General features: G+C 64.5%; 14 protein-coding genes. 9 read left to right on the top strand and 5 right to left on the bottom strand.

Annotated elements, in window-relative coordinates; translation table 11 throughout:
- Positions 1-124: 124 nt before the first annotated feature.
- Together tpx and CU669_RS06590 are read right to left on the bottom strand one after the other, a co-directional pair.
- On the bottom strand, positions 125-625 hold the full coding sequence (tpx, locus tag CU669_RS06595) for a thiol peroxidase (RefSeq protein ID WP_112143014.1): 501 nt from the start codon (positions 623-625) through the stop codon (positions 125-127).
- Between the two features lie 98 nt (positions 626-723).
- Positions 724-1,077, bottom strand: coding sequence for a hypothetical protein (locus CU669_RS06590; protein WP_112143013.1), 354 nt, complete (start codon positions 1,075-1,077; stop codon positions 724-726).
- Positions 1,078-1,220: 143 nt separating this feature from the next.
- On the opposite strand from CU669_RS06590, the gene CU669_RS06585 reads away from it, so the two are divergent.
- The 5 genes from CU669_RS06585 to CU669_RS06565 all read left to right on the top strand — a co-directional run bounded on the left by CU669_RS06585 (position 1,221) and on the right by CU669_RS06565 (position 9,570).
- On the top strand, positions 1,221-4,760 hold the full coding sequence (locus CU669_RS06585; RefSeq protein ID WP_112143012.1) for a response regulator: 3,540 nt from the start codon (positions 1,221-1,223) through the stop codon (positions 4,758-4,760).
- Positions 4,744-5,583 carry a CheR family methyltransferase gene (locus tag CU669_RS06580; protein ID WP_112143011.1) on the top strand — a complete coding sequence of 280 codons (840 nt, stop codon included), beginning with the start codon at positions 4,744-4,746 and terminating at the stop codon, positions 5,581-5,583. The genes CU669_RS06585 and CU669_RS06580 overlap by 17 nt, the downstream gene beginning before the upstream one ends.
- Positions 5,580-6,191, top strand: a complete 612-nt coding sequence (locus tag CU669_RS06575; RefSeq protein ID WP_239988578.1) for a chemotaxis protein CheB — start codon at positions 5,580-5,582, stop codon at positions 6,189-6,191. Before CU669_RS06580 ends, CU669_RS06575 begins: the two co-directional genes overlap by 4 nt.
- A complete protein-coding gene (locus CU669_RS06570; protein ID WP_161539596.1) occupies positions 6,188-7,723 on the top strand; it encodes a sensor histidine kinase in 1,536 nt (511 codons plus the stop codon). The genes CU669_RS06575 and CU669_RS06570 overlap by 4 nt, the downstream gene beginning before the upstream one ends.
- Before the next feature lie 164 nt (positions 7,724-7,887).
- Positions 7,888-9,570 (top strand): methyl-accepting chemotaxis protein, encoded by a 1,683-nt coding sequence (locus CU669_RS06565; protein ID WP_112143009.1) that lies wholly within the window; start codon positions 7,888-7,890, stop codon positions 9,568-9,570.
- 7 nt (positions 9,571-9,577) lie between these two features.
- On the opposite strand, the gene metW is transcribed toward CU669_RS06565, so the two are convergent.
- Both metW and metX read right to left on the bottom strand, forming a co-directional pair.
- On the bottom strand, positions 9,578-10,207 hold the full coding sequence (gene metW / locus CU669_RS06560) for a methionine biosynthesis protein MetW (protein ID WP_112143057.1): 630 nt from the start codon (positions 10,205-10,207) through the stop codon (positions 9,578-9,580).
- A gap of 37 nt (positions 10,208-10,244) precedes the next feature.
- Positions 10,245-11,426 (bottom strand): homoserine O-acetyltransferase MetX, encoded by a 1,182-nt coding sequence (gene metX / locus CU669_RS06555; protein ID WP_112143008.1) that lies wholly within the window; start codon positions 11,424-11,426, stop codon positions 10,245-10,247.
- Between the two features lie 138 nt (positions 11,427-11,564).
- Between metX and CU669_RS06550 the strand changes: the two genes are divergently transcribed.
- From CU669_RS06550 to CU669_RS06535, 4 genes are all read left to right on the top strand, one after another.
- Entirely contained in the window at positions 11,565-12,440 is an 876-nt protein-coding gene (locus CU669_RS06550) for a chorismate mutase (protein WP_112143007.1), read from the top strand.
- Between the two features lie 39 nt (positions 12,441-12,479).
- A complete protein-coding gene (gene hisC, locus CU669_RS06545) occupies positions 12,480-13,571 on the top strand; it encodes a histidinol-phosphate transaminase (protein WP_112143006.1) in 1,092 nt (363 codons plus the stop codon).
- Positions 13,572-13,668: 97 nt separating this feature from the next.
- A complete protein-coding gene (locus tag CU669_RS06540; RefSeq protein ID WP_112143005.1) occupies positions 13,669-14,553 on the top strand; it encodes a prephenate/arogenate dehydrogenase family protein in 885 nt (294 codons plus the stop codon).
- A gap of 72 nt (positions 14,554-14,625) precedes the next feature.
- Positions 14,626-15,465, top strand: a complete 840-nt coding sequence (locus CU669_RS06535; protein WP_112143004.1) for a VOC family protein — start codon at positions 14,626-14,628, stop codon at positions 15,463-15,465.
- On the opposite strand, the gene pap is transcribed toward CU669_RS06535, so the two are convergent.
- Positions 15,452-16,987 carry a polyphosphate:AMP phosphotransferase gene (gene pap / locus CU669_RS06530; protein WP_112143003.1) on the bottom strand — a complete coding sequence of 512 codons (1,536 nt, stop codon included), beginning with the start codon at positions 16,985-16,987 and terminating at the stop codon, positions 15,452-15,454. The two genes, CU669_RS06535 and pap, sit on opposite strands and share 14 nt — an antisense overlap.
- Between the last annotated feature and the right edge of the window lie 150 nt (positions 16,988-17,137).

Raw genomic sequence — 17,137 nt, 5'->3', positions numbered from 1 at the left:
TGATTTTGCAGTTTTAAATTATTGTCATTTTGTATTGATATTCATCAATGCGCCAAAACAAAAGCCACGCCCCATGGCGGGGCGTGGCTTCATGGCCGTGCGAGTGGCCAAGCCTTAGGAAAGGCTAGGCCTTGGCGGCGGCGATGGCGGCGTCGTAATTGGGCTCGTCGGCGATTTCGGCGACCAATTGGGTATAGGCGACCTTGCCGCCCTTGATCACCACCACGGCGCGGGCCAGCAGACCGGCCAGCGGGCCGTCGACGATCTTGACGCCATAGCGCTCGCCGAAGCCCTTGTCGCGCATGTCGGAGACCGACTTGACCCGCTCCAGGCCCTCGGCGCCGCAGAAGCGCTTGTGGGCGAAGGGCAGATCGGCAGACGCGCACAGCACGGTGACGCTGCCCAGCTTATCCAACTCGGCGTTGAAGCGGCGCACCGAGGCGGCGCAGGTGGGGGTGTCGATGCTGGGGAAGATATTCAGCACGACGGTCTGGCCCGTTACGGAGTCCAGCGAGACATCGGCCAGGTCGACTCCGGTCAGGGAGAAGGCCGGGGCGGCGGCGCCGACCGCCGGCAGGGTGCCGTTGGTGTTGATGGGATTGCCCTTGAGGGTGATGGTGGCCATTGGTCCAGCCTCTGATCTGGTGGATTGCGGAGCCGCGACTGTGCCGCAAGCCGCCGGGTCAGGCAACCTCTGGTTCATCAAATCGGCAGATGAAATGCTTATTCGCCGCGCCGCTTCATGGCCGACCACACGACCCAGGCCGTAATCGGCGGGGCGCAGATCAGCAAGATCCGGTTGAGAGCCACGGCAAACCCCCAACGTTCGCCGTCCAGCAACATGCGCTGCTTGCATTCATAGCGCTTCTGGAAACTGCCTTCGCAGGCCTTCATGCGCTCCTGCATGGCCTTCGACGTGTGGTTGTCGGTGATCTCTTCCGGCACGTCGCCGAAAAAAGCCCAACTGGAAACGCCGATCCACACAAGACAAACCAGTGTGACGAGTATGTCGCCGATCCGGCGTCTGCGGCGGGGATCGGACAAGCCTTCGGGAAAATAAAGTGACATCGGAGGCATTAACTCGGTTCCTTTGAACCGTGCAACCATAGCATGGCCGAGTTAAGGGGTGATTAAGGGGCTTATGCGGTATAGCCCCTAGGTCTCATTGTTTGCTATGTATTCGCCACGATACATTTCGTCGCAAATGGTTTGGGGCTCCGATGCCAGTTCGCACCAAGATCGTCACCCGGCTGACCGTCGGCTTCGCGGCCGTCATTCTGCTGACGGCGGTGATGGCGAATATGGCGGTCCGCACCATGTCGTCCATGGCGGAAATGGCCTCGGACATGTATGCCCACCCCTTCGCCGTGACCAACGCGCTGATGCATATTCGCGCCAATGTCAATTCCATGCGGGCGGACATGCTGACCCTGATGCGGGCAGACAGCAAGGCCGAGGTCGAACGCATCGCCGGGATGGCGGCGGCGGCCGATGCCGAGATCCATGCCGATATGGACATCATCGGCCGCCAGTATCTGGGGCCGCAGGACGATGTCCGGCGGTTGGAAGCCTCCCTGATGCTGTGGAAAGCCACCAGGGAACGCAATATCCTATTGGTGCGCGAAGGCCGGGCCGACGAGGCCATCGCCAATGCCCGCCAGACCGGGGCGCCGCAATATTCCGATCTGCGCCGCAATCTCGAGGAGATCTATAAATTCGCCTGGCGCAAGGCGTCGGAGTTCAACGCCCGCATCGAAGCCGAGCGCGAGGCCGCCTTGACCAACATCCTGATGGTCCTGGTGGCGTTGTCGGCATTGGGCCTGCTGACGGCACAACTGATCACCCGTTCCATCGCCGAGCCCTTGCGGCAATTGCGAACCTGCATGGGGCGGTTGGCGGAGGGCGATCTGGACGCCGAAGTTCCCAACCGCGAGGGCCGCAACGAAATGGCGGAGATGGCCCGCGCCGTTCAAGTGTTCAAGGAATCCGCCCAAAGACTGGACCGGCAGCGCTGGATCAAGGACGGCATCGCCCATTTGTCCTCCGCCGTCCAGTCCGCCGATACCCTGGAACAGTTTGGTCGGGTCGCGCTCGACGTGCTGGCGCCGCTGACCGATGCCGGTGTCGGACTGTTCCATGTCCGGTGCGACGACGGCGATCGCTTCGAACAGGTCGCCGCCTGGGGCGCCGACGGCAAGCGGAGATCCTTCCGGCCTGGCGAGGGACTTGCCGGTCAATGCGCCCAGTCGACAACCGCGATTCTGCGCGACCAACTGCCCGACGATTATATCCGCATCGGCTCCCTGCTTGGCGACGCCTCGCCCAGGGCGGCCCTCGCGGTGCCCATCGCCGCTCGCGGCCGGGTCATCGCCGTGGTGGAACTGGCCTCGTTCTCATCCTTTACCGATGCGCGCCGTGGCTTGGTGGAGGAGGCCGCCCAGGTGCTCGGCCTCAATCTGGAAATCCTCGAACGCAATCTGCGGACCCGCGACCTCCTGGCCAGGACGCAAGTCCAGGCGGAGGAGCTGCAAAGCTCGGAAGAGGAATTGCGTTCGCAAAGCGAGGCCCTGCAAAGCGCCAACGAGGAATTGCGCGCCTCGGAAGAGGAACTGCGCATGCAGCAAGAGGCATTGCAGGCCGCCAACGAGGAGCTCCGCCTGAAGACCGACGCCCTCGAGGATCGCGGCGAGGCACTGGAAGCCGCCCGCGCCGAGGCGGACCGCCGCGCCGTGGAACTGGATCAGGCCAGCCGCTACAAGTCGGAATTCCTCGCCAATATGAGCCACGAGCTGCGCACGCCGCTCAACAGCCTGCTGATCCTGTCCAAGAATCTGGCCGACAACGAAGAGGGCAATCTGACCGAGGATCAGGTGGAATCCGCCCGGGTGGTGCACGAAAGCGGCGCCAATCTGCTGGCCCTGATCAACGATATCCTGGATCTGTCCAAGGTCGAGGCCGGTAAGATGACCGTGGCGGCGACCGATATCGCGATGGAAGCCCTTGCCGCCAGTATCCGCCGCCGCTTCCTGCCGGTGGCCCAGGACAAGTCGCTGGACCTTACCATCGAAATCGCCCCCGACCTGCCCGCTCAATTTCGCGGCGACCGTGGCAAGATCGAACAGATCATCAATAATCTGGTGGGCAACGCCCTGAAATTCACCGCCAAGGGCGGCGTCACCGTGCGACTGTCCCATCCCGCCAAATCCCATTTGGCAAAGGCGGTTCCCGGTGCCGATCCCACGCTTTTCCTGGCCCTGTCGGTCACGGATACCGGAATCGGCATCGCCGAGGCAGACCTGACCCGCGTGTTCCGCGCCTTCGAACAGGTGGACGGCAGCAGTTCTCGCCAGTATGGCGGCACCGGCCTCGGCCTGACCATTTCGCGGCAGCTGGCGCGCCTGATGGGTGGCGATGTCTCCTTGAGCAGCCAGGTCGGCCAGGGCAGCAGCTTCACGCTTTTTGTCCCGCTGACCATCGGCGCGCCATGCAAGCCTTGCGCTCCGGCAGATGTGGAGCGTGATATCGAGGATGTGGCGAAGCGTCTTGCCACGATGAACGCAACCGCTGACCGCGACGCCGTGTTGCTGGTCATCGAGGACGACCCGGTCTTTCGGCGCATCGTCTGCGATTTGGCCGCCAAGCGGGGCTTCAAGACCATTTCCGCCGCCGACGGAACGGACGGCGTCGAAATGGCTCGCCGCAACCTGCCCACCGGCATCGTGCTCGACATCGGTTTGCCGGGGCTGGACGGTTGGGGCGTCATCGAGGCCTTGCGCCGCTCGCCCGAAACCGCCGACATCCCGGTCCATGTGGTCTCGGCCTCCGACGAACGTCTGCGCGCCCACCAAGCGGGGGCGGTGGGCTATCTCGCCAAGCCCGTGGCCAAGGAGCAGTTGGAGGAAGCCTTCGCGCGATTGGTCGCGACCACGCCCAAGGGCCGCCGACGGATATTGCTGGTCGATGGCGATCCCGCCGCCACCGACGCGGTGATCGCCATCTTGGGCAATCTCGATCTCGACATTCTGGCTTGCGCCAGCGGCGGCGCCGCCTTGGCCCTGCTTCAACGGCACAAATTCGACGGCGTGATCCTGGATCTTGCCCTGCCCGACATGAACGGCATCGATCTGCTGGAGCGGGCGGTGGCTGAAAAGATGGATCTGCCCGCCGTGATCGTCTATTCGGCGACCGAATTGTCCCAAGATGAGACCCTGCGCATCCGCGAGTTCACCGACAGCATCGTGATCCGGGGCGGCCGCTCGTCCGACCGCCTCGTGGACGAGGTGTCGCTGTTCCTCCACAGCGTCGAGGCGAAGGCGGCAAAGGAGGCTGCGGCGCCTGTCGTCCCCGCCGCGGCCAACCGGCGCTTGACCGGACGGACGATCCTGGTGGTCGATGACGATATGCGGAGCGCTTTTGCCCTGTCCAAGGTGCTGCGGACCAAGGGGCTGAAGGTGCTGATCGCCCAGGACGGCGCGAAGGCATTGACGCAACTGGCCGGCCAGGACAACATCGATTTGGTCTTGATGGATATCATGATGCCGGGCATGGATGGCTATCGGACCATGGCTGAAATCCGCAAGCAGGCCCGCTTCGCCAAGCTTCCCATCATCGCCCTGACCGCCAAGGCCATGGAAGGCGACAAGGCCAAATGCCTGGAGGCGGGGGCCAACGACTACATGGCCAAGCCGGTGGATGTGGAACGGCTCGTCTCCATGATGATGTCGCATATTCCGGAGAGCGCGAATGCCGTGGCGGTCTAACAGCATTCACAGTATCGAACTGGATTTGGTGCTGGACGTGCTGGCGCGCAGGCACGGCTATGACTTTCGCGGCTATGCCCGCGCCTCGCTGAAACGCCGGGTCTCGGGCCTGGCCCACAAGTTGGGCTGCGCCACCATCGCCGAATTGGTGCCGCGCATTCTCTACGACGACGCCCTGCTGCCGGAAGTCCTGGCGGGATTGTCGGTGCCGGTGACCGAGATGTTCCGCGATCCCCAGGTGTTCAAGGGTATCCGCGACCAGATCGCGCCGGTTCTCGCCACTTATCCCCGCATCAATATCTGGCAGGCGGGCTGCGCCACCGGCGAGGAGGTCTATTCGCTGGCTATTTTGTTGGCCGAGGCGGGCTTGCTGTCCAAGACCCAGATCTACGCCACCGACATCAACGACATGGCGCTGGCCAAGGCGGAGGAGGGCATCTTTCCCGTCAAGACGATCGAGAAATATTCGGAAAACTATCTGAAGGCGGGCGGAACCAAGGCGCTGGCGTCCTATTTCAGCCTGGGCTACGGCTACGCCAAGATCGATTCGGCCATCAAGGACCGCATCTCGTTCGCCCACCACAATCTGGTGTCCGACGGCGTGTTCTGCGAGGTCAATCTGGTGGTCTGCCGCAATGTGCTGATCTATTTCGACCGCCATCTTCAGGATCGGGTGCTGGGCTTGTTCGATTCCACCTTGTCGCGCAGCGGCTTCCTGTGCCTGGGCACCAAGGAGAACGTGGCCTTCACCCCGGCGGCGGCCCGGTTCGCCCCGGTGGATGCTCCGCTGCGGCTTTACAAGAAGCTGGCGGAATCGCCGTGAGTGCCCCCCAGCCTCCCCATGCTCCCATCCAAGCCGTCGTCATCGGCTGTTCCGCCGGGGGGCTGGAGGTGTTGCGGATGATCCTGCCCGCCCTGCCCGACGATTTTCCGGTTCCCATCATGGTGGTGGCGCATGTGGGCGCGGCAAGCGGCGGCTATCTGGAAGACGCCATTCGCCGCGACTGCAAAATGCCGGTGGTCGAAGCCGAGGAACGGCAGCCGGTGACGCCTGGCATCATCCATGTGGCGCCGCCGGATTATCATCTGATGGTCGAGGCCGACCACACCTTCTCGGTATCGACCGATCCCAAGGTTCATAACGCGCGCCCCTCCATCGACGTGCTTCTGATTTCAGCCGCCGAGGCCTGGGGAAGCGGTTTGGCGGCGGTGCTGCTGACCGGCGCCAATGCAGACGGCGCCGACGGCATGGCGGCGGTGAAGGCCGCGGGCGGCGTCTGTCTGGTCCAGGATCCCGCCACCGCCTTCGCCTCGGAAATGCCGACCGCCGCCATCGCGCGGGGCGCCGTTGATCGAATTCTGGTGCCCGGTCGCTTCGCGCCGGTGCTCGCCGCCTTATGCAACCCCAGCCGAACTGCCGAGTTGCCATGACCCCCTTGCGCCCCAAGATCCTGATCGTCGACGATCTGCCGTCCAATCTGTTGGCCATGCGCAAGGTGTTGGGCAAGGTCGACGCGCAATTGATCGAGGCCGGCAACGGCAACGACGCCCTGGCCCTATGCCTCGACCATGAATTCGCGCTGATCCTGCTGGACGTGGATATGCCGGGCATGGACGGCTACGAATTGGCGGAGCTGCTGCGCGGCGAGCCCCGTACCGCCCAGGTGCCGCTGATCTTCGTGACCGCCTCTTATTCCGACGAGTTGCACCGCAAGCGCGGCTATAGCGTCGGCGCGGTGGAGTACATCCAAAAGCCGGTGGACGATTTCATCTTGCGGTCCAAGGCCAATGTGTTCCTGGAACTCTATCTGTCGCGCAAGGGGCTCGAAGCGGAACTGGCCCGCTCGGAAGCCATGGCGGCCTCCCTGCGGGACAGCGAGGCCCGCCTTAGGATCAGCGAGCAGAAGTTCCGCAATCTGGTGGAAAACATTTCCGATCTGATCTGGGAGACCGACTCGGAGGGGCGGTTCACCTATGTCAGCCCCCGCTGCGGCCAATTGTTTGGCTGCCCGCCGGAAGACTTGCTGTCACGCCCGCTGCTCGAGCTTTGCCGTCCCGAGGATATCGCCCGCGTGCGCGCCGCCATGTCCGACGGAGTCGGACGCCTGGAACTGGCACTTGCGGCCGCCGACCGCCGATTGGTCCATACCGAGATCAGTATCACCCCCATCCTGGATACCCAAGGATTCGTGATCGGCCATCGCGGCATCACCCGCGACATCACCATCCGCAAGAGGGTCCGTGCCGAACTGGCGCAAAAGACCGCCGAGTTGGAACGCTCCAACGCCGATCTGGAACAGTTCGCCTATGTGGCCAGCCACGACCTGCGCGAGCCGCTGCGCATGGTCAACAGTTTCCTCGGCCTGCTGTCGCGACGCCTGGGCGACCAGTTGGACGACGAGGCCAAGGAATACATCACCTTCGCCATGGACGGCGCCCAGCGGATGGACCACCTGATCCGCGACCTTCTGGCCTATTCCCGCATCGGCCGCAGCCCATTGCCGGACGAGCCGATCCCGCTGGCCACGACCCTGGAGTCCGCTTTGGCCAACCTGACCGTGGCGGTGGAGGAAAGCGGCGCCATCGTGACCGTGCCCAAGGACATGCCGGAGCTTCGCGTTGACGACGTGGAATTCGTCCGACTGTTCCAGAACCTGATCGCCAATGCCATCAAGTACCGCCACCCCGACCGGCCTCCCCGCGTCGAAATCTCGGCCCAGCGCAAGGAGGCCGAATGGGAGTTCCGGGTCAGCGACAACGGACTGGGCATCGAATCCAAGTATTGTGAGCGGATCTTCCAGATCTTCCAACGCCTCCAGGGCCGCAATGAAGCCGAGGGCACCGGCATCGGCCTTGCCGTGTGCAAGCGCGTGGTGGGCCGCTATGGCGGCCGAATCTGGGTGGAATCAATTCCCGGAGAGGGAAGCGTCTTCTGCTTCACCATTCCCGATATTACCCTGTAGCAATACCTTGGTATTGGTTGTGTCATACCCTAAAGGGTATGCTGGCTAAATCAGCATTTGACCACCTATTTCCGCTAGTTTAGAAAAATTAGAACTTGTCATAAGAGGCTGGCGCTTGGGCGGCGCCAAAAGGCCCGGCAATCAAGTGGGCAGGGGATGGGACCATGCGGATTTCTATGCGTCTGCGACTGATCGTCGCAACGGCCCTTTGTGGTATTCTTACGGTTGTTGCCGCCAGCCTGATTCAGACCCGACAAGATCTTCTGGACGATCGCGAAGTCAAGACACGGCATATCGTCGAGGTCGGGACGTCTCTTCTGGCTTGGTTCGAGGATCAGGAACGCTCGGGCCGTATGAGCCGCGACGACGCCCAGGCCGCCGCGCTGTCCGCCATGGACCGCCTGCGCTACGAGGCAAGCGAGTATCTGTGGGTTCACCGCAGTGCCGATTCCGTCATGCTGGCCCACCCCAACCGCAAACTGGTGGGCACCGATATCAGCGGCATGAAGGACACCGACGGCAAGCTGTTCTTCCAGGACATGAACGCGGTGGTGAAGGCCAAGGGCGCCGGCTTCGTCTACTACGACTGGCCCAAGCCCGGCGGCACCGAACCGGTCAGAAAGCTATCCTATGTCCAGGGCTTCGCCCCTTGGGGCTGGGTGGTCGGCAGCGGAATCTACATCGACGACGTGGGAGCCGCCTTTCGCAATCGCGCCGTCGAGTTCGGGCTCGCCGCCCTGGTGATTCTGTCCGTGGTTTGGCTGATCGCCGCCCGGGTCGGGCGTGGCATCACCGGCCCCATGGGCGACGTCACCACAACCCTCGACCGGTTGACTCGGGATGACCGCACAGCGGAAATCCATCACACCGAACGCACCGACGAGATCGGCGCCCTGGCGCGCGGCCTGATGGTCTTTCGCAAGCATATCGAGGCCGCCGCCGAGGCCGCCGCCGAAAAGACCCGGCGTCAGGAGGCCGACACCGCTCGCCAGCGTCGCCTGGAACAGTTGGCCTCGGAATTCGACACCAAGGTTTCCGGCGTGATCAAGTCGGTCAGCGCCGCCGCCATCCAATTGCAGACCACCAGCCAGACCATGTCGGCGGTGGCGGAGCAAACCTCGCAGCAATCGGCCACCGTGGCCGCCGCCGCCAATCAGGCCGCCATGAGCGTGCAGACCGTGGCGGCCGCAACCGAGGAACTCCACGCCTCCGAGTCGGAAATCGCCCGTCAGGTGGATGTCTCGACCGCCTGCGCCAAGACCGCCGTGGACGAGGCCGGACGCGGCAGCGAAATCGTCGGCGGACTGACATCGGCGGCAAGCCGGATCGGCGAGGTGGTCAGCCTCATCAACGACATCGCCGCCCAGACCAATCTGCTGGCGCTGAACGCCACCATCGAGGCCGCCAGGGCGGGAGAGGCCGGTAAGGGCTTCGCCGTGGTCGCGGGCGAGGTCAAGACGCTGGCCAACCAGACGTCGCGGGCGACGGACGAGATCTCATCCCAGATTCTTCAGGTCCAGTCCGCCGCCGAGAACGCGGCCGACGCCATCGGCGCCATCGTGCGCACCATCACCGATATGGACAGCATTTCGGGAACCGTGGCGGAAGCCGTGGTCCAGCAAACCGCCGCCACTACCGAAATCGCCCGCAGCCTCGAGCAGGCCTCGGCCGGAACCAGCGAGGTCTCCAGCAATATCGCCGAGGTGAGCGAGGCGGCGCGACAGGCCGGGGCAACCGCCAACGACGTCCTGGCCGCCGCCGGTGAATTGACCGACCAGGCCGACGCGCTGCGTCGCGAGGTCGAGGGCTTCCTGGCCGCAATTAACGAAAATCGCGCGGCGGCGTGAGCGAAGATTACTGAGCCGCCCGCGACAGCACGAACAGTCCCTGGTCGGCGAACAGGTTGGCGATGCCGTCACAGCTGGGCAGCGGCAGCACCTTGCCCTCGCGGTCCAGCGGAATGCTCCTTTCCACCGTGATCCCCAGCCCGCGACACAGGCTGAGAAAGTCGCGGATGGTGCAGAAGTGGATGTTGGGCGTGTCGAACCATTCATAGGCCAGGGTGTCGGTCACCGGCATGGCGCCCCGGAACAGCAGATGCATGCGCACCCGCCAATGGCCGAAATTGGGAAACGACACGATGGCCCGCCGCCCGATGCGCAGCATATGGCTCAGCACCGTCTTGGGCTCGTAGGTCGCCTGCAGGGTCTGGCTGAGGATGACGTAGTCGAAGGCGCCGGACGGATAATCCTTCAGATCGGTGTCGGCATCGCCCTGGATCACCGACAAGCCGTGCGACACCGCCGCCGACACGCCCGCCATGGACAGTTCGATGCCACGCCCGTCCACATTCTTGGTCTTGCCCAGCCAGTCCAGCAGGGCGCCCTCGCCGCAGCCCACGTCCAGCACGCGGGAGCCGGGCTCCACCATGTCGGCGATCAGCTTCAGATCGACGCGCAGATTGCCGTTGCCGACCACCATCATCATTTGAACCGCGCTCCTTCGGAGCTGCTGGGCATCATCATTGGGAAGCACCCCCGCGACCAGGCAGGCCGCGATGGGCGGCGGCGCCGTTCAGAAAGCCGGTCAGGGTGGCATGGAATTCCGGCTCGTCCAGCAAGAAGGCGTCGTGGCCCTTGTCCGAGCGGATTTCCACGAAACTGACATTGGCCGCCACGGCGTTCAGGGCATGCACCACGGCGCGGCTTTCGGCGGTGGGAAACAGCCAGTCGCTGGTGAAGGAGACCACGCAGAAGCGGGTGCGGGTGCCGCGAAAGGCATTGGCCAGAACGCCGCCGTTTTCGGCCGCCAGATCGAAATAGTCCATGGCCCGCGTGATGTAGAGATAGGAATTGGCGTCGAACCGGTCGACGAAGGTCGACCCCTGGTGGCGCAGATAGCTTTCCACCTGGAAGTCGGCGTCGAAGCCATAGGCCACCGCCTCGCGGTTCTGCAGATTGCGCCCGAACTTCTGGTGCAGCGCCGGTTCCGACAGATAGGTGATATGAGCCGCCATGCGCGCCACCGCAAGGCCGCGATGGGGGCGCTTGCCCTCTAGGAGATAATTGCCGTCGCACCAATCGGGATCGGCGACGATGGCCTGGCGCCCCACTTCGTGGAAGGCGATGTTCTGGGCGGAATGGCGGGCGGCGGCCGCGATGGGGATGGCCGAGAACACCCGGTCGGGGTAGCTTTGCGCCCATTCCAGCACCTGCATGCCGCCCATGGAGCCGCCCACCACGCAAAACAGCTGGCCGATGCCCAGATGGTCGATCAGGCGGGCCTGGACCTGCACCATGTCGCCGATGGTGATGACGGGAAAGCCAAGGCCCCAGGGCTGGCCGGTGGCCGGATTGATCTCCATGGGGCCGGTGGTGCCCATGCAGCCGCCCAGCACATTGGAGCAGATCAGGAAATAGCGGTCGGTGTCGAACAGCCGTCCCGGCCCGACCAATTCGCTCCACCAGCCCGGCTTGCCGGTGATGGGGTGGGGATCGGCCACGTAGTGATCACCGGTCAGGGCGTGACAGATCAGGATGGCGTTGGACTTGTCGGCATTGAGCCGTCCATAGGTCTGATAGGCGACGGTGATCGGCCCGATCTCGACCCCGCAATCCAGCCGAATCGGCCGGTCGCGCCCCAATTCGACCTTGCGGTCGGGGGCGGCGGAACTGGACTCGGAAACGGGGTCGGACACGGTCATGGGCTCGCTTGGCAAAAGCGGGGAGAGGATTAGCTATGGTCGCGGGTCGGAACTGTCAATGTTTTCTTTGATTTCCGGGCGCTCCCGAACTACATCTAACCGTCTTGGATAGAGTTTTCGGATCGCAGACGAAACCCCATGAGCCAGGACAGCGCCAATCTCGACCAGCTTCGCCGGAAAATCGACTGTATCGACGAGTCGATTCACGACCTGTTGATGCAAAGATCGGATCTGGTCGCCCATATCGCCGCCGCAAAATCCGATAGCCGCGTCTCCCTGCGACCAGGGCGCGAGGCGAGCATTCTGCGCCGTCTTCTTGCCCGTCATTCTGGGGCCTTCCCAAAGATGGCGCTGGTGCGCATCTGGCGCGAGATCATGGGGGCGCTGGTCGCCCTGCAGGGCCCCTTCTCGGTGGCGGTGCACGCCGTCGGCCGCTCCACCAGCAGCGTCGAGCTGGCCCGCAATCATTTCGGCACCGTGGCGCCGCTGCACGCCTATCGCAGCGCCGGTCAGGTGGTGCGGGCCGTGGCCGACGGCCATGCTTCCGTCGGCGTGGTGCCCCTGACGCCCGGCACCGAGATCGCCGACGAGGCAGAGCCCTGGTGGGCCAGCCTGACCGTGGGCAGCGGCGAGCCGCCCCGCGTGGTCGCGCGGCTGCCCTTCGCCGTCGTGCTCCCCGCCAAGGGCTCGCCCGAGCCGCCCCAGGCCCTGGTCATCGCCTGCCGCGATCATGACGAGACCGGCGACGACCGCACTGTCCTGGTGCTGGAAACCGGCCCCGAGGTCAGTCGCGACCGCCTGCGCGCCGTGCTGTCGGCCGGCGGGCTGGAACCGGCGCAACTGCTGGCCATCTACCGCCACGGCGCGGTCTGGCTGCACATGGTGGAGATTCTCGGCCATGTCACCGCCGCCGACCCCCGGCTGGTGGCCTTGGTGGCTCCCAAGGATCCCATCAGCCATGTTTCGGTGATCGGCGGCTATGCCACCCCGCTGGCGGCCGAAGCCATTTCCTAATCCCGTCCTTCCCTTACGTCCATTCCAGGAGTCCAACCAGTGACCGCTCCCGCGCCCCGCCCCGGCATCATGGATATCCGCCCCTATGTGGGAGGCGAATCGGCCATCGAAGGCGTCAGCCGCACCATCAAGCTGTCGTCCAACGAAGGCGCCCTGGGGCCGAGCCCCAAGGCCATGGAGGCCATGAAGGCCATGGCCGGCGAAATCCACCGCTATCCCGACGGCGGCGCGGAAAGCCTGCGCATGGCCATCGGCGCCCGCTACGGCCTTGACCCCGCCCGTATCGTCTGTGGCGCCGGATCGGATGAACTGCTGGGCATTCTGTGCCGCGCCTATTCCGGCCCCGGCGACGAGGTGCTGTATTCGGCCCACGGCTTCCTGATGTACGCCATCGCCGCCAAGGCCTGTGGCGCCACTCCGGTGACCGCGCCGGAAGTGGATCTGACCGCCAATGTGGACAATCTGCTGAAGGCGGTGACGCCCAAGACCAAGATCGTCTTCCTGGCCAATCCCAACAACCCGACCGGCACCTATATCCCGGCCTCGGAAGTAGCCCGCCTGCGCGCCGGTCTGCCGCCCCACATCCTGCTGGTGATCGATGCCGCCTATGCCGAGTTCGTCTCGCGCAACGACTACACCGAAGGCAACGAACTGGTGGACGCGGGCGACAACACCATCGTCTGCCGCACCTTCTCCAAGATGTTCGCCCTGGGCGGCCTGCGCCTGGGCTGGGCCTATGGGCCGGAGAACATCATCGGCGTGCTGAACCGGGTGCGGAACCCCTTCAACGTGGGCTCGGCCGCCCTGGCCGCCGGACTGGCCGCCTTCGAGGACAAGGACTACGCCGAGCTGTGCAAGCGCCATAACGACTACTGGCTGCCCTGGCTGAGCGAGCAGGTGACCAAGCTGGGCCTGACCGTGGTCCCCTCGGTGGGCAACTTCATCCTGGTGCGCTTCCCGGCGGGCGAGGGCAAGGACGCCACCGCCGCCGACAAATTCCTGCGCTCCAAGGGGGTGATCGTGCGCGCCATGGGCGCTTACGGCCTGGGCGATTCGCTCCGTATCACCATCGGCACCGGCGAAGAAAATCAGATCGTGGTCGATACCCTGCGGGAGTTCGTCAAGGGATGAGCGAGGCACGGCCGAGCGCGGGCGCATTGCGCGCCCCGAAGCGAAGCGTAGGAGCCAAGGGTGCGCGAGCACCCGCCCGGCGCTTGAGGGACAAAATATGAGTTCTCCCCTGTTCAAGACGGTCTGTTTCATCGGCATCGGCCTGATCGGCTCGTCGCTGGCCCGCGCCGTCCGCAAGCACGGCTTGGCCGAAAAGCTGATCGCGCTGGATATCAGCGAGAAGGCGCGGACGGCGGCGCTGGCGCTGTCGGTGGTCGACCAGGCCACCGACGACCCGGCCCAGGCGATTCCCGAGGCCGACCTGATCGTCATCGGAGCGCCGGTGGGCGCCACCCAGGCGGTGGGCGAGGCCATCGGGCCATATCTGAAGGCGGGTGCCATCATCACCGATGTGGGCTCGGTCAAGCTGGCGGTGATCCGCGACCTGATGCCGTCTTTGCCCGATGGCGTCACATTCGTTCCCGGCCACCCCATCGCCGGTACCGAGCATTCCGGCCCGGAAAGCGGCTTCGCCGAGTTGTTCGAGGGCCGCTGGCAGATCCTGACCCCCTTGCCCGGCAGCGACCAAAAGGCCGTCGACAAGGTGGTGGCCCTGTGGAAGGGCGTCGGCTCGGAGGTGGAGATCATGGATCCCCATCACCACGACAAGGTACTGGCCATCACCTCGCATCTGCCGCACTTGATCGCTTATACCATCGTGGGCACCGCCAACGACCTGGAAGGCCATATGCAGCAAGAGGTGATCAAGTTCTCCGCCTCGGGCTTCCGCGACTTCACCCGTATCGCCGCATCGGACCCCATCATGTGGCGCGACGTCTTCCTGAATAACCGCGAGGCGGTCCTCGAAGTGCTGCAACGCTTCACCGAGGATCTGACGGCGCTGCAACGCTCCATCCGCTGGGGCGAGGGCGAGGTGCTGCAAAAGCGCTTCACCGAGACCCGCGCCATCCGCCGCGCCATCATCGACGCCAAACAGGCTTGAGCGGGCGGGACGCCCGCGCTCCGCACATAGTCTTGGAGCGCGGGCGTCCCGCCCGCCCCTAAGAGGACCGCCATGCGCAGCCACATCACCGGACTGGACCACGTCATCATCGCGGTGCGCGACCTGGACGCCGCCGCCGAGACCTTTCGGACCCTGGGCTTCACCCTGACGTCGCGGGGCAGCCACGCCGAATGGGGCACCGCCAATTATTGCGTCATGTTCGACAGTGATTATCTGGAGCTGCTGGCGGCGGCGGGCGAGGGTGGACCGGCCGACCGGGTTCGTGCCTTCACCGCCCAACGCGAAGGGCTGATGGGGCTGGTCTTCGCCACCGAGAACGCGGAGGCCGATTGTCTTCGCCTGGGGGTGGAGGCGCCGGGCAACCTGTCGCGGGCGGTGGCGACCGCCCAGGGTGCGACCATGGCCCGCTTCAAGGCCGCTCCGCTGCCGCCGGACACCACGCCGGGGGTGGGCTCGTTCCTGTGCCAGCATCTGACGCCCGAGATCCTGCGCCAGCCCGGCTGGACCGAGCATGCCAACGGCGCCCGCGCCGTCGCCTCCGTCACCGCCCTGGTGGCCGATCCCATCGGCTTGATGCCCGCCTGGGACAGCCTGATCGGACCGGCGGCCTCCACCGCCACCGACGAAACCGTGACCATTCACACCGGGAAGGGGCTGGTGTTCCTGTGTCGGCCCGAGGATCTCGACCAGTTGCACCCGGAAGCCGACGAGGAAGAACCGCCCGCGCCGCCCGCCATGGTCGCCATGACCATCAAGGTGGCCGACACCGAAGCCGCCGCCAGGGTTCTGAACGCCAACGGCGTCGCTTTCAGTCGCGACGCCGCCGGAACCATCCGCATCGCCCCATCCGAGGCCTGCGGCATCTTCATCGAGATGATTACTTCTTCTTGATCTTCGCCGCCTTGCCCAGGGCGGCTTCCAGGGCGTCGGCGACGGTGCGCATGACCTTGACGCGGGCGAGGTTCTTGGAATTGGCCTCGATCAGGGTCCAGGGCGCGTTGGAGGTCGAGGTGCGTTCCACCATGTCGTTGACCGCCTGCTCGTAGAGCCCCCAGCTTTCGCGGTTGCGCCAGTCCTCGTCGGTCAGCTTCCACTTCTTGTATTCGATCTGGCCGCGGGAATTGAACCGGGCCAATTGCTCCTCGGACGTGATGTGAAGCCAGAACTTGCACATGACGATGCCGTGCTGGGTCAGTTGCTCCTCGAAGTCGTTGATTTCGCCATAGGCGCGACGCCAGGCCTCCTCGGTGCAGAATCCTTCCACCCGTTCCACCAGCACCCGGCCATACCACGAACGGTCGAACACGGTGACGCGACCGGCGCGGGCCACATGGCGCCAGAACCGCCACAGATAATGCTGGGCGCGTTCTTCCTCGGTGGGGGCCGCGATGGGGATGACCTGATAGTCGCGGGCGTTCAGCGCATTGGTCAGGCGGCGGATGGTGCCGCCCTTGCCTGCGGCGTCCCAGCCTTCGAACACCAGGGCGGTGGAAACGCCCTTTTCCTTGGCCACGTGATAGAGATGGGCGAGCCTGGCCCGCTGTTCCTGCAGCGCCTTGGTGTAGTCGGGGCCTTCCAGCTTCTGGGTCATGTCCAACGAGGACAGGATCGAGGGCTGCGACACCAGGGCGTCGGGAGCCGCCGCCTTCTTGCCCTTGGCCGCCTTGCCCTTGATCTCGGCATTGACCTTCTTCACCGCTTCGCGATTGGCGAGATGCTTGGTGATGGCGTCCTTCAGGGCTTGCAGCACCACCGCCGAGCGATAGCGGGAATCGGCGCCCTCGACGATCTGCCAGGGCGCATGGCCCTTGCTGGTATGCATGATCAGCCGTTCGGCCGCCGAGGTGAATTTGTCGTAAAGACAGTAATGTTCCCAGTCGGTCTTGGTGACCTGCCACGCGGTCATGGGATCCTTTTCCAGGCCCTTCAGGCGCTTCTTCTGCGCCTTTTCCGACAGGTGCATCCAGAATTTGAGGATCAGGGCCCCTTCATCGGCCAAGGCCTTCTCGAAATGGACGATCTGTTCCAGATTTTCATCCAGTTCGGCCAGCGTCGTCTTGCCATAGACCCGATCCACCAGGGGACGATGATACCATGACGACAGGAACAGCCCGACCTTGCCCTTGGGCGGCAGGTCGCGCCAGTAGCGCCAGAATTCCGGCCGCTCCCGTTCCTCGTCCGACGGCTTGCCATAGGCCCGCGTCACGATCCAGCGCGGGTCCATCCATTCGTTGATCAGATTGACGGTCTCGTTCTTGCCCGCCCCATCCACACCGGCGAATAGCACGATGACGGGGAAATCCGCCTGACGCAGCTGCTGCTGCAAGGCCAGCAATTCGGTGCGCAATTCCGGCGCCATGGCGTCGAATTCGTCGCGCGATATCTTTCGCCCCAACTCGGCAGCTTCGAACATTGTTAAATCCCCCCTGATCCCAATCAACCCTGGGGAATGAGCGTAAGACGAATAATCGCAACCGGCAAGGCCGGGAGATATCGGCCGATCAAAGAAAAACCCCCGAGTTTCCTCGGGGGTGGATCTTGGTGGGGCCAGACGGAGGCGCCC

The sequence above is a fragment of the Paramagnetospirillum kuznetsovii genome (genome assembly GCF_003284725.1).
In the GTDB taxonomy this organism is placed as follows: Bacteria; Pseudomonadota; Alphaproteobacteria; order Rhodospirillales; family Magnetospirillaceae; genus Phaeospirillum; species Phaeospirillum kuznetsovii.
The sequence above is the reverse complement of the archived record's forward strand: the minus strand, read 5'-3'. Positions and strand labels throughout refer to the sequence as shown.

What these genes read in the sequence shown, in the direction of transcription:
- CU669_RS06570 (WP_161539596.1), top strand. Translation starts at nt 6,188, where the DNA reads ATGACCCCCTTGCGCCCCAAGATCCTGATCGTCGACGATCTGCCGTCC.
- CU669_RS06580 (WP_112143011.1), top strand. Translation starts at nt 4,744, where the DNA reads ATGCCGTGGCGGTCTAACAGCATTCACAGTATCGAACTGGATTTGGTG.
- tpx (WP_112143014.1), bottom strand. Translation starts at nt 625, where the DNA reads ATGGCCACCATCACCCTCAAGGGCAATCCCATCAACACCAACGGCACC.
- pap (WP_112143003.1), bottom strand. Translation starts at nt 16,987, where the DNA reads ATGTTCGAAGCTGCCGAGTTGGGGCGAAAGATATCGCGCGACGAATTC.
- CU669_RS06535 (WP_112143004.1), top strand. Translation starts at nt 14,626, where the DNA reads ATGCGCAGCCACATCACCGGACTGGACCACGTCATCATCGCGGTGCGC.
- CU669_RS06590 (WP_112143013.1), bottom strand. Translation starts at nt 1,077, where the DNA reads ATGCCTCCGATGTCACTTTATTTTCCCGAAGGCTTGTCCGATCCCCGC.
- CU669_RS06565 (WP_112143009.1), top strand. Translation starts at nt 7,888, where the DNA reads ATGCGGATTTCTATGCGTCTGCGACTGATCGTCGCAACGGCCCTTTGT.
- CU669_RS06550 (WP_112143007.1), top strand. Translation starts at nt 11,565, where the DNA reads ATGAGCCAGGACAGCGCCAATCTCGACCAGCTTCGCCGGAAAATCGAC.
- CU669_RS06540 (WP_112143005.1), top strand. Translation starts at nt 13,669, where the DNA reads ATGAGTTCTCCCCTGTTCAAGACGGTCTGTTTCATCGGCATCGGCCTG.
- CU669_RS06585 (WP_112143012.1), top strand. Translation starts at nt 1,221, where the DNA reads ATGCCAGTTCGCACCAAGATCGTCACCCGGCTGACCGTCGGCTTCGCG.
- metX (WP_112143008.1), bottom strand. Translation starts at nt 11,426, where the DNA reads ATGACCGTGTCCGACCCCGTTTCCGAGTCCAGTTCCGCCGCCCCCGAC.
- metW (WP_112143057.1), bottom strand. Translation starts at nt 10,207, where the DNA reads ATGATGGTGGTCGGCAACGGCAATCTGCGCGTCGATCTGAAGCTGATC.